Raw genomic sequence first — 18,456 nt, 5'->3', positions numbered from 1 at the left:
TTGCAACAAAGTTGCGTAAAGATGTATGATGTAGGATATATGATGTATAGTTTTCTAGAATGAATACATCATACACCCTATATCATACATCAATTTGTCTTCGTTAATAGCGAGTAGCCCATTAGCTTACCATTCTTGTTATAGGACTCTGATTTTACGTCAAACAATTGTTTTTCAGTTCGATAAGTGACTATACGCATCGTATTTCGAATGGGAATACCCATCACTTTATTCTCAAAATTGACGTCAGACGTAATTTTGTAGGTGTCGAATGTTCCGGCAGGCGTTGTAATCGGCTCTTTACTTTCTACTTGCCGATTCGCCATCGTCATGCTCATGTTTGCCATTGGACCGCCACCACCGCTGCTCATTTCAGCCTCCATTTGTCCATCACTTAGTTTCTGCCCAACACTGAGTTTGCCGGGGTAAACAAGCTTATTGGTTTTCAGTTTCAGCTCCATGTCTTTCATGCCACCATTTTGCATGGCCTGCATCATCCCCGCCATGTCGGCCACCAGTTCGTCGCCGGTGCAGGTATAGTGAATAATGTAGGGTGGACGTTGTTTGCCTTTCTCATCTTCAAACTGCGCCGTAATGTCCATCACCGTCGAACTCCCTTCTTTATGGACATCTTTGACCTGATAAAGCACTTTCCCGATTGGCTTTTCTTTGGCGTTAAAATGACTCAATTCGAAGTTCATCCCGGTCTTGAACGTCATGCCCAGGCAATCCTGCGCCTGACTGTTGTTCACGGTACATACGAGTGCCACCAATAGGGCACAGATAACATTTTTCATGTGGAAAAATAATTGGGTTATAGAAGACTAAAGGTAGTTGGCTTAATAATCAGATTCCAAAATCGTTGAGCGAACGGAGGTAAATATGTATGATGTATGATATAGGGTGTATGTATTTTCGTCATGGATACATCATACATCCTATATCATACATAATTTACGTCCACATCATACTCAAAATACCGACGAGCATAATGAGTTTGCAGAGGCCACTGAGGTAGCCGAACTCGCGTCGGGTATCGGCTAGGGCAAGTCGGTAAACCAGCCAGGCGATTGGGATGAGGAGGAGTAGGAAAATGAGAATCAACCGACTGTTATGGAGCGAACCAGCAATCAGGAAAAGGGTAACGACAAATACGCCTACTAAAACATAAAGAAGGTATTTGGTTCGGCGTAGCCCCCAGATAATCGGGATTGTTCGGCACCCAAAACGGGCATCACCCCGAATATCCTGCATGTCTTTGATGATCTCCCGAATTAAGGAAATACCGAAGGAGAATAGGGCGTACATAAGTACCATGTTGGCATTCTGTCGGTAATAAATCGCTAAAACAAGCAACGAAAGCGACGATAGCAGCGAAATGACAATATTGCCGATGAGCGGCTGTCGTTTGAAGTTGGCCGAATAAAACCACAATAACGATACGGCAACGACATCGATCAAAAAGACCCATTTGCTCAGATAAAGGCCAATCAGGCAACCGATTACATTCAGTCCCTGATGAATGCCGATGGCTACCCGACGTTTGAGATACCGGCCAATAATAACTCGTTGAGGCTTGTTGATCAGGTCGATTTTTACGTCGAAATAGTCGTTGATAATGTAGCCCGCTGCGGCAATACAAACGGTAGAGAAGGACAGTAGCCAGAAACCCGTGTCGGTAATAAGGTGTAAACTCTCCTCACGTGGGCCTACTAAAAACAGGCGGGCCAACAACTGCGTCAACACGACGATCAGCAGATTCTGTACCCGAATGAGTCGCAGAAAGCCGGACATAAAGGCCGAGAAAGGAATCGACTGTCGCGCAACCATTGGGGTGGATTTTTTAGTAAAAATAGCGTATTCAACGCAGTAAGTATATGTAACGATTCGAGCAACTCGTCTTATTTTATTCACTGCACTTAATCCGATGCGTTCGGGATTCTTTTTGCTAGTATTTGTTGTTCAGAGACAAACTCGTTCTCTCACGCATGAAAATTGGCATTGTGTGCTACCCGACTTTTGGGGGCAGTGGTGTAGTGGCTACCGAACTCGGTAAAGGATTGGCAAAAAATGGTCACCAGATTCATTTTATTACCTATCAACAACCACCCCGACTCGATTTTTTCAACGAAAATGTCTTTTATCATGAAGTAAATATACCCTCGTATCCCCTCTTTCAATACGCACCTTACGAGTCGGCCCTGGCCAGCGCCATGGTTAATGTGGTGATTAACGAAAACGTTGATTTACTGCATGTTCACTACGCCATTCCGCACGCGTCGGCTGCGTATATGGCCAAGATGATTCTGCGCTCGCAGGGGCGAAATGTGCCCATTGTGACGACACTACACGGTACCGATATTACACTGGTAGGTAAAGATGCCTCATATGAGCCGGTTGTTACGTTCAGTATCAATGAGTCGGATGGCGTTACGGCCGTTTCTGAAGACCTGCGTCGAGACACCTACAAGCATTTTAATGTTCATCGCGAAATTGAAGTGATTCCCAACTTCATTGATCTGAGTCGCTTCAAACGCCAGCAGAAGGAGCATTTCAAAAAAGCCATTTGCCCTAATGGCGAAAAGTTGATTGTACATACATCAAACTTTCGGCGGGTAAAACGGATTGATGATGCCGTGATGGCCTTTTATCATATTCAACAGCAAACACCAGCTAAACTCCTGCTAGTAGGCGATGGCCCCGAACGGGCTCGGATTGAACGACTCGTGCGCGATTTAGGTATCTACGATCAGGTGCGGTTTCTGGGGAAATTAGACGCGGTTGAGGAAGTGCTGTCGGTAGCTGACCTGTTTATTATGCCTTCCGAGAACGAGAGTTTCGGTCTGGCTGCTCTCGAAGCGCTGGCCTGCGAAGTGCCTCTGATTACCTCAAATGCGGGTGGATTGCCCGAATTGAATATTCAGGGTGTTACAGGTTTCCTGAGTCCGGTTGGCGATGTGGATGATATGGTCAAAAACGCACTCTATATACTGGATGATGCAAATCTGCCCACATTCAAAGAAAATGCATTGGCAAGGGCTAAAGAGTTTGAGCTATCGCGTATCTTGCCTCTCTACGAAGCCCACTATGAGCGCGTATTGCAGACAGCTCATTCGCTGGTGTCTTGAGCTAAACCTAACAAATATCAGTCGTTGATGTTACAATTGTCAGTTTGTTGCAAGTAGCTTTTGCCGACTTTTGTGTGGTCAGAGGCTCATCACCAAAAATGCACACCGTCTGTCAATGATCGATCATCAGCAGTCTGGTGTAAATCATATAGTTGAATGAACCCAAACATACCTCAAACCGATCGTAAGCGCGTAGTCATTGTTGGTGCTGGTTTTGGTGGCCTGAAATTGGCCCGTAAGCTATCTCACCGAAAGGAGTTTCAGGTAGTTCTGATCAATAAACAGAATTATCATGAGTTCCAGCCGCTTTATTATCAGGTGGCTACAGCCGGTTTAGAAGCAAACTCGATTCTGTTTCCGTTGCGTGCGGTGTTTGGTAATTGCAAAAACGTACATATCCGGGTGACTAATGTCACGGGAATTCGAACGGCCGATAAGGCTATCGATACGGAGCTGGGACCAATTACATACGATTATTTGGTGATGGCTACCGGGGCCGACACTAACTTTTTCAACCAGCAGAACATTATCGAGAAAGCCCTGCCAATGAAATCGGTATCAGAGGCCATTGCGTTGCGAAACCGGATGCTTCAGAATTTCGAGGATGCATTAAGTGTCGAAACGCTTGATGAGCGGGAGGGCTTGATGGATGTGGTGGTTGTAGGGGGCGGTCCAACGGGTGTGGAGTTGTGTGGAACGCTGGCCGAAATGCGGAAGACCGTTCTGCCGAAGGATTATCCTGAGCTTGATTTCAAGATGATGGATATTTACCTCATTGAGTCGGGTGGAGAGCTATTAGGGCCGATGTCTGTACAATCGCAGCAGCATTCGTTGAAATACTTAGAGGGCCTGGGTGTGCATGTACGACTGAATACCCGTGTGAAGGATTTCGACGGACGGACAGTTACCATGAATGACGGCACAACGCTACGAACCAACAACCTGATCTGGGCGGCTGGCGTAAAAGCCAATCCACTGGCTGGCTTACCCACCGAGGTTATCGGACGGGGTGGGCGTGTGCTGGTCAATCGCTACAGTCAGGTTCAGGGCTTTACGGATGTATTCGCGATTGGTGATGTCGCGATGATGGCCGAAGAAAAATGGCCGAATGGTCACCCGCAGATAGCGCAGCCGGCTATGCAACAAGGACGACATCTGGCTAAAAACTTTATTCATTGGGTTCGAAACGAGCAACCCGAGGAATTTACATACCACGATTTAGGGACAATGGCGACGATTGGCCGGGGCTTGGCTGTGGTTGATCTGCCATTTTTCAAGTTTCAGGGATTTTTTGCCTGGCTTACGTGGTTATTTGTACACTTAATGTCGATTGTTGGCGTAAAAAATAGACTATCGATCTTTCTGAACTGGATGTTTAACTACCTGACATACAATAACTCACTACGTCTGATTATACGGCCAAAACTACCTAAAGGCGACGTGACAGCTATGCAGGAAAAACTTTCTGATCAGTTAGAGGTTAGCAAGTCGTAATTAAAATATAGTAAATAGAGTTTACTATATTGACCCTATGAATTTATTTTCATTGTAATTTTGCACTGTTAATTGAGTACAACTTATGGAATCTACTACTGAGAAGCTGCAAACCATGGCTGGTCACGGTAAAACCCGGCCTAAAAATAGCGGCACCAAAAAATTATTTGATAACCCCATTTTAGAAGCGCTATCGCGCACCCACATCATGGTTCCGATCTCGATGTGGATTGTCTTATCCGTGTTTTTGGGCTGGTATGCGTATACCTATACCGATATGAGCAATACCACCATTGGGCTGTTGTTTGTGGTGGGGCTATTTTCGTTTACGCTATTTGAATACGTTCTTCATCGGTATCTCTACCATTTAACACCGTCAACACCCCAGCGGGCCAAAATTCAGTATACCTTCCACGGCATTCACCACGAATACCCAAAAGATAAAACCCGGTTGGCTATGCCTCCGGCACTGGCTATTTTTGTAGCTGCCTTTTTCTTTGGGTTGTTCTTTTTGATGATGGGCGAAGCTGCTTATGCGTTCTTCCCTGGCTTTCTGGTAGGTTATTCAGGTTATCTGGCCACGCACTTCATTGTACATGCGTACGCACCACCCAAGAATTTCTTCAAACAGCTTTGGATTAACCACAGCGTTCACCACTACAAAAACCCAGAAAGCAACTACGGCGTATCGTCGCCCATGTGGGATTATATTTTTGGGTCGTTCCAGAAGTAACAGAAGCTATTACCTTCAATAAAAATGCCCGCTGAGATTGATCTCAGCGGGCATTTTTTATTGAAAGTAGCGCGGGTTTCCACCCGCGCTACTTTAACTTCTCATTCGATAAATGCCGGGTAGCGTCCCGAATATTCTTTTTATCCAGATTTTTATGAAAAGCCTCTGTCAAATCGACTCCGGTCTGATTGGCCAGGCAGATGAGTACCCAAAGCACATCGGCTAGTTCGTCGCCGAGGTCTTTGTTTTTGTCAGATTCCTTTTCAGATTGTTCGCCATAACGGCGGGCAATGATACGGGCAACTTCACCAACTTCCTCGGTTAGTTGAGCCATGTTCGTCAGCTCATTGAAATAGCGAACACCAACAGTTTTTATCCAGTCGTCGACGGTAGATTGGGCATCTTTTATAGTCATAATAGTCTGGGCTAAGCCAGAGCTTGGCCCGTCTGATAATTTAACGGGCCAAGCCAGAGCTTGGCCCAGACTTATTTTTCCGGTACAAACGTTAGCGTGCTGAACTGACTTTCATCGAAAACATCCTGCGCGAGGCCCTGAAGCTGTTCGGCGGTTACGGATTTGATATCGTTGAAAATATCGTTCAGCGATTCCACCCGATTAATATCGAGCAGGCTTTTGGCCATCATTAGCATAAAACTGTTGTTGCTTTCTTCGGCCATGGCCAGCTGCCCAATCAGTTGTTCTTTCGTTTGATGCAGTTGCAGAGTCGTTAAGGACTGTTCGCGAAGCCGCTTCATCTCTTTCATGACCAGCGAATGGGCCTTATCTACTTTTTTGGGATCGGTACCAAAGTAGATTCCCAGAAAACCAGTATCCAGATAAGGTGTATAACTGGCGTCAATCGAATAGACCAGACCATACTTTTCTCGGAGGTTAAGGTTCAATCGAGAATTCATGCCCGGTCCGCCAAGTAAGTTAACAAGCATGAAGAATGGGAGTCGACGTGGGTCTGTTAAGCCATAGGCAGGTCGGCCAAGGGCGCATTGAGCCTGGGTAATCGGTCGTTCAACCTGTGTTTGACGTGGTGTGTAGTCCGTTGGCATTTTGCGTTTCCGTGCAGAATGCTGAGCAGGTACATCCCGAAAGTATTTTTCGGCAACTTTCACAACCTGTTTAAACGGCAACTTGCTCACAGACGCAAATACGATCCGGCTGGTGTCGTAATTCTCGGCAATGAATTGCTGAAGATCTTCACGTCGAAATGCTTCAACCGTTTCCGTAGTTCCCAGAATATTGCCCCCCAACGCGTGATTCGGGAAGACCAATTCATCGAAATCGTCCTGAATAGCGTCTTCGGGCGAGTCGTAATACATCGCCATTTCTTCCAGAATAACACCCCGTTCGCGCTCGATCTGCTTTTCGGGGAATACCGAGTGGAAGGTAATATCGGCCAGTAATTCAGCTGCTTTCTCAAAGTGAACGCCTAAAACAGACGCGTGAAAACACACTTTTTCTTTAGTTGTGTAGGCATTTAATTCACCACCGATGTTTTCTAGCCGCGTGATAATGTGGTACGACTTTCGTTTCTCCGTACCTTTGAACGCCATATGCTCCCAGAAATGGGCCAATCCCTGCTGGTGTGGTTGTTCGTCGCGACTGCCGATGTCGAGCATAATACCACAGTGGGCAATTTGCGTATGCGGCATTTGTTTATGCGCAATCCGAATTCCATTGGGCAGGGTATAAACTTCGTAATCTTCCATTCTTAGTAATTTACGCAGTCGTAACGACGTATAGCGCGTACTTATGATAACCGCAACCAAACAGCCCCGGTTCCTGATTATCCAAACCGCTTTTATCGGCGATGTGATTCTGGCAACGGCTCTGCTCGAGCAACTCCATCAAGCCCGGCCCGATGCCATTATTGATGTGTTGGTTCGTAAAGGAAATGAGAGTCTGTTGGCCAATCATCCATTTCTGAATGAAGTCTTGGTCTGGCATAAAAAGGGCACCAAATATCGGGATTTGTGGCGGTTATTGCGAATTGTTCGTAATCGTAAATACGATGCCGTTCTAAACCTGCAACGCTACGGAACAATGGGGTTATTTACCGCTTTTTCGGGAGCTGATGTTACGGCTGGATTCAATAAAAACCCTTTCGCGCGATTCTTTACGTATCAAGTTGATCACCGATTTGAACCCGGTGTGCACGAAATCAATCGCAATGCAGGTTTGCTAACCGCATTAGGATTTACCGAGCATCTTCAAGCGAATGCCCTGACACGCCCTAAGTTGTATCCATCGGATGCTGATTATGATGCTGTCAAAATCTATCAGGATCAGCCATATGTGTGTATAGCACCGATGTCGGTCTGGTTTACGAAGCAGTACCCGATGGCACGATGGGTTGAATTGATAAATGCCTTACCGGCACACCTGACCGTTTATTTGTTAGGCGCCCCCACCGACACGGCGGCTTGTGATGCGATTAAAGCATTGACTGGCGAGGGGAGAGCCGTTGTCAATCTGGCGGGGAAATTAAGTTTGCTGCAATCAGCAGCCCTACAGCAGCGAGCCCTGATGAACTACGTCAATGATTCGGCTCCGTTGCATCTGTGTTCGTCTATGAACGCGCCCACGACGGCCATTTTCTGCTCGACGGTACCTGAGTTTGGGTTTGGACCTCTGGCCGATGTTTCGCGGGTGGTACAAACGCCCGAAACGCTTGATTGTAGACCCTGTAACCTACATGGGAGAGTAGCTTGCCCACTGGGTCATTTTCGGTGCGCCTGGAGTATTCAGTTAGAGGAACTGGCGCAGTTGGAATTCTAGTAATAGGTTGGCTTTGAATAGTTTACTTTTATTTGTATTTTCTTATATTTATTAAAATTTTGTATAATAGATACTGATATTTAATGAAATATTATTTGAATACGTTGTTTTCGGCCATATATTTGGTCTACTCGATAGAGTACAACAAAATAATCCTTTTCGGCTTCGTATTAAGTGCTTCCAGAAGTCGTTTCGTCCGTTAACGTCTAGTCGTCAGTTTATTTATTCATGCGATAAAAATAACCTTCGCTTATGTCTCTCAATCGTCGTGACTGGCTCCGGGCCAGTATGTTATCTGGCTTAAGTTTGGCGGCTGCACCGGCTGCATTCTGTGAACCAGAACCCGAAATGCTCGCAGGCTACAAACTGCCTAAAGACGGCGTGCTGAAAGCTCGCTTATCAGCTAATGAGAATCCCTATGGTCCGTCGCCAAAGGTGATTAAAACCATTGCAGAGGCTGCTCCTGATGGCTATCTCTACGCGATGGAGCATGCTAAGAAATTTCGCAAATTAGTAGCTGATAGCGAAGGTGTTCCTGAAGAATACGTTCTGTTGGGAGCTGGTTCAGGCGAGTTATTGACGGCAGCCTCGATGTGGGCCGCTTATCGCCCGAATGCTGGTCGGACCATCGTTGCGCCCGATCCAACCTTTGACCAACTTCCCCGCGCTGCTGTTAAACATGGCATCACAATGGATCGTGTTCCCCTGGTAGCGGCTGATGGGTACGACATCAACCTGAACAAACTCAATGAGCGCATAGGTAGCCAGACAGGTATGGTATACATGTGTAATCCCAATAACCCGACTGCTATTACGGTCGATCCAACGAAACTTCGTGCCTTCTGCGAAGCCGTTGGTGCGAAGACGCCAATTCTGGTAGACGAAGCCTACATCGATTACACCCCCGATCCGAAAGCCTATACAATGGTGGATATGGTTAAGAAAGGCTATAACGTCATCATTACCAAGACATTCTCGAAAGTACACGGTTTTGCTGGTTTGCGGACGGGTTATATGATTGCAAAACCTGAGTTGCTGGAGCAGATCACTAAATTCTCAACGGGTGGCGGCTGTATCAGCGGAACAACCTTGCGTGCAGCCAGTGTCAGTTTGCAGGATAAGGACTTTATCAAATACTCGCTTGGTAAGGCCCAGGAGTCGAAAGATTATCTGCTGGGTGTGCTGAAGCAGCATAACTACGAACCGCTGCCATCGGGCGCTAACTTCGTGATGTTCCCAATCCGGATGAAGGGCGAAGATTTCGTAGCTCGCATGATGGAACAGGGGGTAAGCATTCGCCAATGGAAATTCGACGGCCAATACTGGTGCCGCGTTTCGTTGGGTACTATGCCACAAATGCAGGCATTTGCCGATGGGTTGAAATTGGTGTCGTAATTGTAAGTAGAGCGGGTTCCCACCCGCTTTTGTAGCCAAAAAACCTTGAAAGATGGCAACATATCCTGCTAGCATCTTTCAAGGTTTTTTTGCAGAATAGCTCCATAAATTAACTTGTATTAGACTGTGCTTTTAAAATTTAAGGACACCTTTATTGGGGTTATTCACATAAATGTAATACCCTTTTATATAGATAGTTTCTAATAATAGATTGCCAAATGAAAAGCCTATAATAGTATTTGTAGGCTTTAATATTTCACCTGTCTGTCCATCATCTATAATAAACATAACGGGTAAGGTATATCGGCCTAAATAGCGAGGATTTAACGGCGGTAGTTTTCGTATCGCTTTTTTTACGTTTACGTCAAAATCATCGACACGTCCCCCTATTCTAGAGTCAAAGGAAGGATTAAGGATTATAACATCCTGAATATGTCCCATTGTATCAATATCGAATTGGGCATAAACCAGTTTGGTTCTTCTTATCGTGACTTCAAAAGGAGGGTAGGATATTCGACGGGATAAAACCTTTTTAAATACAGGGTCTTGATTCAATAGTTCAGCTCTGGCTGAATCTGATTGTGTGAAAGTCGGTGATACTGCCAAAAACGGCGTTGATGGAGATTTATCAGTTTGCCCCGAAACATAAATAGAGAATAAAATAAATGCAAGAAGAAATATAAGCCTCATTTAAAACAAATAAGTAGGGTAATTTGTAATATTGGTAAATATAAATAGTATTTAGTGCAAATAAATATTTATTAGATTATATTTTATTGTTTATCTCCTTTTATACAATTGAAGTGGATAAAGACCCTATTTTATTGTCCTTTTACGGGTAGAAAGGCAAATAGATGGATCGATCAGGTGAAGATTTCGTTGCCCGCATGATGGAGCAGGGTGTAAGCATTCGCCAATGGAAATTCGATGGCCAATACTGGTGCCGCGTTTCGTTGGGTACCATGCCCCAAATGTAGGCATTTGCCGATGGGTTGAAATTGGTGTCGTAATCGTATAGGGCGGACGGTCGGCCGTTGCCGTGGAAACCCGCTTGTTTATAAGGCGAAAGTACAAAAAGTGACAGGATTGAGTTCTTGTCACTTTTTGCTTTTGGGAGGAATGACTTTATCTCTAGAGTGAGATCATTTTTTAAGGTATTTGATTAGCGCAAATATGCTCAAGATACCAACAGTGATACCTACTAAATAGCTGATTAGTGAAAGCACTATGATTACTGGAGCCAGGTAATGAGCGATTGTCCACATAGTTTATTCTTTTTGATTCTTATAGTGCGTACTTCTGTGTATTGCTAAATTGATTGCTGGGAACATATTCCTCTACTTTACTGCTACAGGCTTCGTTGGGTCAATGCGCAGCCACAACAGCGCACTGACCAGCAAACAACCCGCTATCATAAACAGAGGATAGTTGAAGTTTTTGGTTTGTTCCACGATGATGCCGAACAGGATCGTGATGAAAAAGCCACCCAACTGTCCGGCGAAGTTCATAGAACCAGCCACCGTACCTGCGTTTCGTTGACCGATATCTACACAAACGGCAAACGCTACAGGAAGGGCTAAGTCTTTCGTCAGCACACAAATCGCGAGCAAATAGCCCGCCAGTTCATTGTCAGTAGTGAGACCTGCCAGGAGGAAAAATAAGCTCGATAAGCCCAGGCCGCCAACACCAACTGCCCGGCGTCCGATTTTCAGGCCATACCGTTTCGTTAACGTGTCGCTCAGTAAACCGCCAACCAGGCAGCCCACAGCACCCAGAAAATACGATAACGAGATGAAGTTCTTTGTCTGATCTTCGGTCAGGCCGCGCCCCTCTTGAAAATACACCGACGACCAGTTGGTGAAAAAATACGATCCGTAGAAAAATAAATGGCACATGAGCATCAAGGCCCATAAATCGGGATTGCTGATGATGGTTGTCCAGGGAATTCGGTGGTCGTTTGGTTTGATGTTCCGACCCGTCTCGATTTCTTCTACTTCAGTCGCACTGATTCCCGATTTTTCGGACGGTTCGTCGCGGAACCAGAAATACCAGCCAATAGCCCAGAGGACACCGACAATCCCCAGAATCGCAAACGCCCAGCGCCAGCCCGCCCAGTGAACCAGTGGAATGACCAGTAGGGGAGTGAGTGCCCCACCCAGGCGTCCGGCAGCCCAGATTACGGATTGCGCCCGACCTACCTCAACAGCCGGAAACCAGCGGGCAATTACGATAGACGCATTGGGGTAAGCTCCAGCCTCGCCAATACCGAACAGAAACCGGACAATCAGCAAGTACACAAAATTAAAGGCCGTACCTGTGAGGGCCGTAAACCCCGACCACCAGAGCACAACCCGCGTCAGTACACGCCGGGGGCCAATGCGGTCGCCCAACGAGCCAGTTGGTATTTCAAAGAGTGCGTACGACAGCGAAAAGGCTCCTAAAATCCAGCCAAGTTGCTGATTGTCGAGGTGTAAATCTGTTTTGACATACTTGCTGACTACGTTCATGCAAACGCGGTCGAGGTAGGTGATGGTCGACAGCAGGAATAAACCTGATAAGACCCGGTAGCGAGCTTTCATGAATGAAGAAGGGAAATACAAGAATACAATAAAAAATACTTGCCTTCCTATTTTTTTGCCTGCCGACAACCGCCGTACTTTTACGGTATGTCAACAGTAACCATCGCCCCCATCACCGAAAGCCTACCTGCTTTTCTGGACGCTAACGATTTCTCGGCCATTGCCGTTATCGCCGATAACCATACATTCCGGTTTTGCTACCCGGAGCTAAAAACGATATTGCCCAAGCATACGCTTGTTCGGATTAAGGCAGGCGAGGAGCAGAAACACATTGCCACCTGCGAGCTAATCTGGGATGCGTTGACGCGCGCTAATTTCGACCGACATGCGCTGGTACTTAACCTGGGCGGTGGGGTTATTGGCGATATGGGCGGTTTCTGTGCGGCTACCTACAAACGCGGCATTGCGTTCGCACAATTGCCTACTACGTTGCTTTCACAGGTGGATGCCAGTGTAGGCGGGAAACTTGGCATTGATTTCCGGGGACTCAAAAATCACATCGGGGTATTTCAACAACCCAATACCGTGTTGATTGATCCCGCTTTTCTATCAACGTTATCCGAACGCGAACTTCGGTCGGGGTTTGCCGAAGTTATTAAACATTGCCTGATTGCTGATGCTGCGATGTGGGACGAAATCCGTCGGCGCGATCTTGATGAGCAGGATTGGGCGGTGTTGGTTGCTCATTCGGTTGCCGTTAAAGAGAAAGTGGTTGCCCAGGACCCTACTGAGAAAGGACTCCGTAAGATTTTGAACTTTGGCCATACGCTGGGTCATGCGGTAGAGACCTATTTCCTGAATCAACCCCGCAAACGATTATTGCATGGAGAAGCTATTGCCGTTGGTATGGTTGCCGAAGCATTTATGGCTTTTCAGAAAAAGATGATCGATCAGGACCTATTGACGCAAATCGAAGAATACATATTTGCCGTATATGGAAATGTACGTTTGACCGATGAAGATGTTGAGCCTATTCTGACACTAACAGCGCAGGACAAAAAGAATCGGGGTCGGGAAGTGCGTATGTCTCTGCTCGACGGACCGGGTAGTTGTGCCTTTGATATCCACGTAACAATTGCCGAAATGCGTCGGGGACTGGAGTTTTACCGGGGGCTAAATAAGAATTGAAAATTTGGTCATACGGTATTGTTTGCCAAACAATTACGGTTATATTTGGGTTCGACCCCAAAGTATACTCTCACTAATAACTCATTCTAGTATATAATTAAAACCTTTACAAGCTGGGTATGAAAAAGTGCATTGGTATTTTGTTTGTGCTATCTGCTATCGTTATGGCAGGCTGTTCGTCGAGCAGGCTCTTTGTAGAGCATGACTATAGCTACGAAGGCCATTTTAAAAACTACGAATCCTTTAATTTTCTGGAGTGCGAATTTGTGGACTCCACACTTCTCTGTTCCGACATTCAGGACGCTATCCGGCACCAGATGGAAGCTCGTGGCTATCGGGTGAGCAACCGCGCTCCGAACCTATTGATCTCGTATAACATCTTCCGATCTGATCTGCGTTTCCGTGGTTATCAACAACCCGTCATTAAGGACTGGGTAGTTCGGGAAGACGATGACGCCACCTACAAACGAATTGACTATAATCTCGATGAAGGCACATTGATGATCTCATTGATCGATGCCGAGTCGTATCAGGTCATCTGGAAAGGGTATGCGTCGAAAATGATGCGCAACCAGAACTTCAAGAATAATTACTTCAAAGGTATCGTCCGGTCTATTTTCGACCAATACCCGCTGATGGCGACTGTGAAGTAAGTAACGTAACCAAGTAACGCGGACATCCTGTCCGCAGTGTATAAAAAGATTACGTCTTCTTACACTGCGGACAGGATGTCCGCGTTACTTTTGCGAGCGGCTTTCGTATGTAGTACATGCACGAGCCGTACCACCGACGTTTGCCCCATGTCATGCCGCCCGGCGAAACATTATTTATAACTTACCGCCTTCACGGTACAGTCCCCTTCGCAATATTACGTCAACTTCAAGAAGAACACGATTGGCTAATTCAGCAGAATAGTCGTGAGGATGAGTCATTAGAAGTAGCTAAGAAACGACTGGAGGGTAGATATTTTGTGTCATTTGATCAATACATAGATACTTGTCGGAGTGGGGCAGATTGGCTGAAAAATGAAGAGATCGCGGAATTGGTTAAGCAAAGTTTACACTTTGGTCATACTACGCACTATCATTTACATGCCTATTGTGTGATGCCCAATCATGTTCATGTATTATTGACCGTATTATGTGAAGATATGCCTTTCTATAAAATACTTCAGCGTTTAAAAACGTATACAGCTGTTCGGGCGAACCGACTATTGAACCGTACAGGGCAACCATTCTGGCAGTCGGAGAGTTACGACCACGCTGTTAGAAATGAGAAATCATTTAAGCGCATTGTTAACTATATTCTGCAAAATCCTGTAAAAGCGGGTCTAGTTACGGATTGGGAAGATTGGCCTCACAGTTATTGTCAATACGAGTAACCCAGTAACGCGGACATCCTGTCCGCAATGTTCAATAAGCAAATCCTATCACACTGCGGACAGGATGTCCGCGTTACTTGGTCAACTCCTTAAAAATCCCCTCTAGCGAATTTTCCTGCTGACGTAGGCCCACTAAAGTTAGGCTTTGATCGGCCGCAAGGCGGAAGATGGCGGCCCGTAAGTCTGTGTTGGGGGCTGCTGTGACTCGATACTGACCACGCTCCAGAGGCTCTACACGCTCAACGCCAGGAATAGAGGCTAACAGGTCAGGATTCTCCAGATTCCCCTCAAATTCTGCAACAACAACGACACCTGCGCCCGAAGCGGAACTACGAAGCTGACTTAGTGGACTGTCGGCGACAATCTGGCCCCGGTTGATGATGACGACGCGGTCACAAATGGCTTCAACTTCCTGCATGATGTGTGTTGAGAACAATACGGTTTTGTCGCGTCCGGCATTGCGAATAACCTGTCGGATTTCGGCTAATTGATTAGGGTCAAGTCCCGTTGTTGGTTCGTCGAGAATCAATACAGGCGGGTTATGCAACAGGGCCTGGGCTAAGCCAACACGCTGGCGATAGCCTTTCGATAATTGACTAATCCGTTTGTGTTGCTCGCGCCCTAAGCCGACTAGTTCAATCATGTCGCCAATCCGTCGGTTTAGGGCGGAACCGCGCAAGCCATGTAAAGAACCCGCAAAGCGCAGGTATTCCTTCACGTATAAGTCCAGATAAAGCGGATTGTGCTCGGGCAAATACCCAACACTCCGGCGAACATCCATTGAGTGTGTTCGAACATCGAAACCGTTCACCTCTACCGTGCCATCGGTAGGTTGGAGATAACCAGTGGCAATCTTCATCGTTGTTGATTTCCCGGCACCATTTGGCCCAAGAAACCCAACAATTTCGCCTGGTTCGACGGTAAGGGAAATCTGATTGACAGCCCGCTGCTGCTTATATTCTTTCGTAAGATTCTGAACCCGGATCGACATAATTTACTGGTGATACTGAACAATGAACGATAGCCGATGGCTAATTGGCATAAGGCGAATGTAAACGTAACAGATTAAAAACCGGAAAGAATTTCTATTTTAGCTGTTTAACATCAATAGACACAGTTTTTCTCCCTCCGTTTATGTCCCTTTTTCGTAAGAAGACCGTAACCCAAATCCTAAGTGATGCCGCTGAAGGTGAATCGAGCAAACTTGTAAAGACGCTGGGAGTTCGCGACCTGACTTCGTTTGGCATTGCGGCTATTATTGGGGCTGGTATTTTCAGTACGATTGGACTGGCAAGTTATAACGGTGGGCCGGCTGTATCCTTATTATTTGTATTTACCGCGATTGCCTGTGTATTCACCGCACTCAGTTATGCTCAGTTTGCCAGTACGGTACCTGTGAGCGGTAGCGCCTATACGTATGCGTACGTGGCCTTCGGGGAGATTTTTGCGTGGATTATCGGTTGGGCGCTTATTCTCGAATATGCAGTTAGCAACATGGTGGTTGCTATTTCGTGGTCGGAATACTTTACATCGATGCTCAGTGGATTTGGCGTCACGTTTCCCAAATATTTTGCTACCGATTATGGTTCGGCATCTCGTGCGTACGAATTAGTACAACAGACCCAACAAGCGGGCACAGCGTTAACAACCTTGCCTGATAATACACGATTACTAGCCGAGGCTTATGCCAATGCGCCCATGTTTGGTAATTTAAAATTGATTGCTAATCTGCCCGCAGGTGCCATTACGGCCCTTATTACCGCACTGGTGTATGTTGGCATTAAGGAGTCGCGTACGGCGAGTAATATTCTGGTCGTGCTTAAATTGGCTGTAATTGGGCTGGTTATCGGGGTAGGGGCCTTCTATGTAAAACCTGCCAACTGGTCTCCCTTTGCACCGAATGGCGTGTCGGGTGTGTTGAGCGGAGTGGCATCGGTGTTTTTTGCGTTTATCGGCTTCGACTCAATTTCAACCACTGCCGAGGAATGCAAAAATCCGCAGCGCGATTTACCCCGTGCCATGCTCTATTGCCTGGGTATCTGTACCATTTTGTACGTGCTGATTACACTTGTGCTAACCGGTATGGTTAATTACAAAGAACTGGGCGTAAGCGATCCGTTGGCTTATGTATTTCAGAAAGTGAACCTTGATTTTGTTGCGGGCGTCATTTCGGTAAGTGCCGTTGTCGCCATTACGAGTGCGTTGTTGGTGTATCAACTTGGGCAACCGCGCATCTGGATGACCATGAGTCGCGATGGCTTGCTCTGGAAACGCTTCTCGACGATTCATCCCAAATTCAAAACGCCTTCGTTTGCTACCATTGTTACGGGCTTTCTAGTGGCCATTCCTTCGCTGTTTATGGACCTGAAATTCTTTGTCGATCTAACAAGCGTCGGGACATTTTTCGCGTTCATTCTCGTTTGTGCGGGTATCCTGTTTCTGGATGCCAGAGGGTTAACGGCACAATCAAAATTCAAGGTGCCTTATATTAATGGCAAATACATTATTGGTGTTGTGCTGCTGGCTGTGCTGGCGTATGCGCTAACTGGTGCCGATTTACTGCAAACCTTAGAAAGTAAACCACTGCTGATCGTTTTCTGGGGTGTGTGGACGTTTCTGGCCGTACAGGGTTTCCGGTACAATTTCTCGTTGTTACCTGTAATCGGTATCTTAACGAACCTCTACCTGATGACTGAGTTAGGCGCTAGTAACTGGAAGATTTTTGGAATCTGGCTAGTGATTGGCTTAGTGATTTACTTCTCGTACGGATTCCGAAAAAGTAAGCTGTCTCATCAGTAGAGAAGTTTATTTTTCGACAGGATTTACAGCCGGACCGCCGTAGAGGATAAAATAGGATTTAAAAAGAGAATTATAAAATCCTATTTTATCCTGTCAAAAAAAACTCACCTGGAGACTTAGTAATAAGATAGTTCCGTTATGAGGTTGTTTTGTCGAATACGAATCGGATAGCCATTGGCTGCATAGTCGTAGGTTTCGTTCGCTGTGCGTTGCAGGTGTCGGCTCGTGAAAAAGGCAGAAACATAATGTACGGTGCCTGCATAGGGATTTAGCGCCTGGTCGTAGTTGTAAGTAAACGTACGGTCGGCAAGGTCAGGTGTGGCTCCTGTGTTCAGTTCCCGGACTGAAACTACGTTGCCTTTACTATCATAAGTTAGTGCCTGGGTTACGATTAAATTGTAGGCAACATCGTAGCGCGCGACCTTTATTGGCTGATTTTGGCTATCATATTCATAAGTGGTTGTGCTGCGTAGTTTCCATTGCCCCGATAGTTTCAAAAACGTACGACTCTCCTGAATGCGTCCGGTGTTATCGAGGTCAATCTCATCATAACTTGTCCACTTGACCGGACCAGTGCATGTACTGAGACTTGAATAGCCACACTCATTATCGAAGTGCTGTACGTAACGTAATCGGCCATTGGTATCATAGCGGTACTGATCAGCTGTAGCCACCTGTCCGTTCTGGTACCGGCGCCCTTCTATTAATTTGCCCTGTTGGTTGTAACGCCATTCACCACTTAACTGCCCGGCACTGGTCTCACTTTTTAAGCGGCCTGCTATCAAACTACCATTCTGAATGGGTTGATAATCAGTAGGTAAATCGGCGATTGATTGAACGGGCCCCGTAAGAGGTTGAGCCTCATTTCCATCCTGGCAGGCAGATAAAAAAAGTAATACTCCGACGAAAAGGTACAAATGGCGCATATACTGAGTTTTTAGGAATGTTCTAACACTTGTATCGAATAGGATACCTAAAAGATTCAGAACCAGATGGAACGGTTGTAATTGACTGAGAAAAATGGTTCG

The 18,456-nt window shown here is 46.2% G+C and carries 18 protein-coding genes; 10 read left to right on the top strand and 8 right to left on the bottom strand.

Annotated features, from left to right (window positions below; genetic code table 11):
* Positions 1–89: 89 nt before the first annotated feature.
* A complete protein-coding gene (locus H3H32_RS23050; protein WP_182457960.1) occupies positions 90–797 on the bottom strand; it encodes a TapB family protein in 708 nt (235 codons plus the stop codon).
* Positions 798–954: 157 nt separating this feature from the next.
* Positions 955–1,830, bottom strand: coding sequence for a geranylgeranylglycerol-phosphate geranylgeranyltransferase (locus H3H32_RS23045; protein ID WP_182457959.1), 876 nt, complete (start codon positions 1,828–1,830; stop codon positions 955–957).
* Positions 1,831–1,988: 158 nt separating this feature from the next.
* Here H3H32_RS23045 and bshA point away from each other — a divergent pair, with 158 nt between their 5' ends.
* The 3 genes from bshA to H3H32_RS23030 all read left to right on the top strand — a co-directional run bounded on the left by bshA (position 1,989) and on the right by H3H32_RS23030 (position 5,355).
* Positions 1,989–3,128, top strand: a complete 1,140-nt coding sequence (bshA, locus tag H3H32_RS23040) for an N-acetyl-alpha-D-glucosaminyl L-malate synthase BshA (protein ID WP_182457958.1) — start codon at positions 1,989–1,991, stop codon at positions 3,126–3,128.
* Positions 3,129–3,284: 156 nt separating this feature from the next.
* The gene (locus H3H32_RS23035; protein WP_182457957.1) at positions 3,285–4,622 is read left to right on the top strand and encodes an NAD(P)/FAD-dependent oxidoreductase; all 1,338 of its coding nucleotides are present in this window, start codon (positions 3,285–3,287) and stop codon (positions 4,620–4,622) included.
* 85 nt (positions 4,623–4,707) lie between these two features.
* Complete coding sequence (locus H3H32_RS23030) at positions 4,708–5,355, top strand: sterol desaturase family protein (RefSeq protein ID WP_182457956.1); 648 nt, start codon at positions 4,708–4,710, stop codon at positions 5,353–5,355.
* 88 nt (positions 5,356–5,443) lie between these two features.
* Here H3H32_RS23030 and H3H32_RS23025 read toward each other — a convergent pair whose 3' ends face one another.
* On the bottom strand, positions 5,444–5,770 hold the full coding sequence (locus H3H32_RS23025) for a nucleotide pyrophosphohydrolase (protein WP_182457955.1): 327 nt from the start codon (positions 5,768–5,770) through the stop codon (positions 5,444–5,446).
* A gap of 71 nt (positions 5,771–5,841) precedes the next feature.
* Positions 5,842–7,077, bottom strand: coding sequence for a M16 family metallopeptidase (locus H3H32_RS23020; RefSeq protein ID WP_182457954.1), 1,236 nt, complete (start codon positions 7,075–7,077; stop codon positions 5,842–5,844).
* 43 nt (positions 7,078–7,120) lie between these two features.
* On the opposite strand from H3H32_RS23020, the gene H3H32_RS23015 reads away from it, so the two are divergent.
* Entirely contained in the window at positions 7,121–8,146 is a 1,026-nt protein-coding gene (locus H3H32_RS23015) for a glycosyltransferase family 9 protein (RefSeq protein ID WP_182457953.1), read from the top strand.
* A gap of 252 nt (positions 8,147–8,398) precedes the next feature.
* Positions 8,399–9,541: a pyridoxal phosphate-dependent aminotransferase gene (locus H3H32_RS23010; protein WP_182457952.1), complete on the top strand. Its 1,143-nt coding sequence runs from the start codon at positions 8,399–8,401 to the stop codon at positions 9,539–9,541.
* A gap of 132 nt (positions 9,542–9,673) precedes the next feature.
* Here H3H32_RS23010 and H3H32_RS23005 read toward each other — a convergent pair whose 3' ends face one another.
* Positions 9,674–10,231, bottom strand: coding sequence for a hypothetical protein (locus H3H32_RS23005; protein WP_182457951.1), 558 nt, complete (start codon positions 10,229–10,231; stop codon positions 9,674–9,676).
* A 164-nt stretch (positions 10,232–10,395) separates the two neighbouring features.
* Here H3H32_RS23005 and H3H32_RS23000 point away from each other — a divergent pair, with 164 nt between their 5' ends.
* A complete protein-coding gene (locus H3H32_RS23000; RefSeq protein ID WP_445265562.1) occupies positions 10,396–10,518 on the top strand; it encodes a hypothetical protein in 123 nt (40 codons plus the stop codon).
* 360 nt (positions 10,519–10,878) lie between these two features.
* Here H3H32_RS23000 and H3H32_RS22995 read toward each other — a convergent pair whose 3' ends face one another.
* Entirely contained in the window at positions 10,879–12,120 is a 1,242-nt protein-coding gene (locus H3H32_RS22995) for an MFS transporter (protein WP_182457950.1), read from the bottom strand.
* 87 nt (positions 12,121–12,207) lie between these two features.
* On the opposite strand from H3H32_RS22995, the gene aroB reads away from it, so the two are divergent.
* From aroB to H3H32_RS22980, 3 genes are all read left to right on the top strand, one after another.
* Positions 12,208–13,248 (top strand): 3-dehydroquinate synthase, encoded by a 1,041-nt coding sequence (aroB, locus tag H3H32_RS22990; RefSeq protein ID WP_182457949.1) that lies wholly within the window; start codon positions 12,208–12,210, stop codon positions 13,246–13,248.
* Positions 13,249–13,367: 119 nt separating this feature from the next.
* Positions 13,368–13,901, top strand: coding sequence for a DUF4136 domain-containing protein (locus H3H32_RS22985; RefSeq protein WP_157586287.1), 534 nt, complete (start codon positions 13,368–13,370; stop codon positions 13,899–13,901).
* 152 nt (positions 13,902–14,053) lie between these two features.
* Positions 14,054–14,629, top strand: coding sequence for an REP-associated tyrosine transposase (locus H3H32_RS22980; protein WP_182457948.1), 576 nt, complete (start codon positions 14,054–14,056; stop codon positions 14,627–14,629).
* A 73-nt stretch (positions 14,630–14,702) separates the two neighbouring features.
* Here the strand turns inward: H3H32_RS22980 and gldA are convergent, their stop codons facing one another.
* The gene (gene gldA, locus H3H32_RS22975) at positions 14,703–15,620 is read right to left on the bottom strand and encodes a gliding motility-associated ABC transporter ATP-binding subunit GldA (RefSeq protein WP_182457947.1); all 918 of its coding nucleotides are present in this window, start codon (positions 15,618–15,620) and stop codon (positions 14,703–14,705) included.
* Positions 15,621–15,763: 143 nt separating this feature from the next.
* Between gldA and H3H32_RS22970 the strand changes: the two genes are divergently transcribed.
* A complete protein-coding gene (locus H3H32_RS22970; protein ID WP_182457946.1) occupies positions 15,764–17,428 on the top strand; it encodes an amino acid permease in 1,665 nt (554 codons plus the stop codon).
* A 116-nt stretch (positions 17,429–17,544) separates the two neighbouring features.
* On the opposite strand, the gene H3H32_RS22965 is transcribed toward H3H32_RS22970, so the two are convergent.
* Positions 17,545–18,354: a toxin-antitoxin system YwqK family antitoxin gene (locus H3H32_RS22965; RefSeq protein WP_182457945.1), complete on the bottom strand. Its 810-nt coding sequence runs from the start codon at positions 18,352–18,354 to the stop codon at positions 17,545–17,547.
* Between the last annotated feature and the right edge of the window lie 102 nt (positions 18,355–18,456).

The organism is Spirosoma foliorum, assembly GCF_014117325.1.
GTDB classification, from domain to species: Bacteria; Bacteroidota; Bacteroidia; order Cytophagales; family Spirosomataceae; genus Spirosoma; species Spirosoma foliorum.
This window is presented reverse-complemented; position numbering and strand designations above follow the sequence as displayed.

Bases quoted from the DNA above. Each gene is read 5' to 3' on its own strand.
- H3H32_RS23050 (WP_182457960.1), bottom strand. From the start codon at position 797: ATGAAAAATGTTATCTGTGCCCTATTGGTGGCACTCGTATGTACCGTG.
- H3H32_RS23025 (WP_182457955.1), bottom strand. From the start codon at position 5,770: ATGACTATAAAAGATGCCCAATCTACCGTCGACGACTGGATAAAAACT.
- H3H32_RS22995 (WP_182457950.1), bottom strand. From the start codon at position 12,120: ATGAAAGCTCGCTACCGGGTCTTATCAGGTTTATTCCTGCTGTCGACC.
- aroB (WP_182457949.1), top strand. From the start codon at position 12,208: ATGTCAACAGTAACCATCGCCCCCATCACCGAAAGCCTACCTGCTTTT.
- H3H32_RS23010 (WP_182457952.1), top strand. From the start codon at position 8,399: ATGTCTCTCAATCGTCGTGACTGGCTCCGGGCCAGTATGTTATCTGGC.
- H3H32_RS23035 (WP_182457957.1), top strand. From the start codon at position 3,285: ATGAACCCAAACATACCTCAAACCGATCGTAAGCGCGTAGTCATTGTT.
- bshA (WP_182457958.1), top strand. From the start codon at position 1,989: ATGAAAATTGGCATTGTGTGCTACCCGACTTTTGGGGGCAGTGGTGTA.
- H3H32_RS23000 (WP_445265562.1), top strand. From the start codon at position 10,396: ATGGATCGATCAGGTGAAGATTTCGTTGCCCGCATGATGGAGCAGGGT.
- H3H32_RS22980 (WP_182457948.1), top strand. From the start codon at position 14,054: ATGCCGCCCGGCGAAACATTATTTATAACTTACCGCCTTCACGGTACA.
- H3H32_RS23045 (WP_182457959.1), bottom strand. From the start codon at position 1,830: ATGGTTGCGCGACAGTCGATTCCTTTCTCGGCCTTTATGTCCGGCTTT.
- H3H32_RS23005 (WP_182457951.1), bottom strand. From the start codon at position 10,231: ATGAGGCTTATATTTCTTCTTGCATTTATTTTATTCTCTATTTATGTT.
- H3H32_RS23015 (WP_182457953.1), top strand. From the start codon at position 7,121: ATGATAACCGCAACCAAACAGCCCCGGTTCCTGATTATCCAAACCGCT.
- H3H32_RS22970 (WP_182457946.1), top strand. From the start codon at position 15,764: ATGTCCCTTTTTCGTAAGAAGACCGTAACCCAAATCCTAAGTGATGCC.
- H3H32_RS22965 (WP_182457945.1), bottom strand. From the start codon at position 18,354: ATGCGCCATTTGTACCTTTTCGTCGGAGTATTACTTTTTTTATCTGCC.
- H3H32_RS22985 (WP_157586287.1), top strand. From the start codon at position 13,368: ATGAAAAAGTGCATTGGTATTTTGTTTGTGCTATCTGCTATCGTTATG.
- H3H32_RS23020 (WP_182457954.1), bottom strand. From the start codon at position 7,077: ATGGAAGATTACGAAGTTTATACCCTGCCCAATGGAATTCGGATTGCG.
- H3H32_RS23030 (WP_182457956.1), top strand. From the start codon at position 4,708: ATGGAATCTACTACTGAGAAGCTGCAAACCATGGCTGGTCACGGTAAA.
- gldA (WP_182457947.1), bottom strand. From the start codon at position 15,620: ATGTCGATCCGGGTTCAGAATCTTACGAAAGAATATAAGCAGCAGCGG.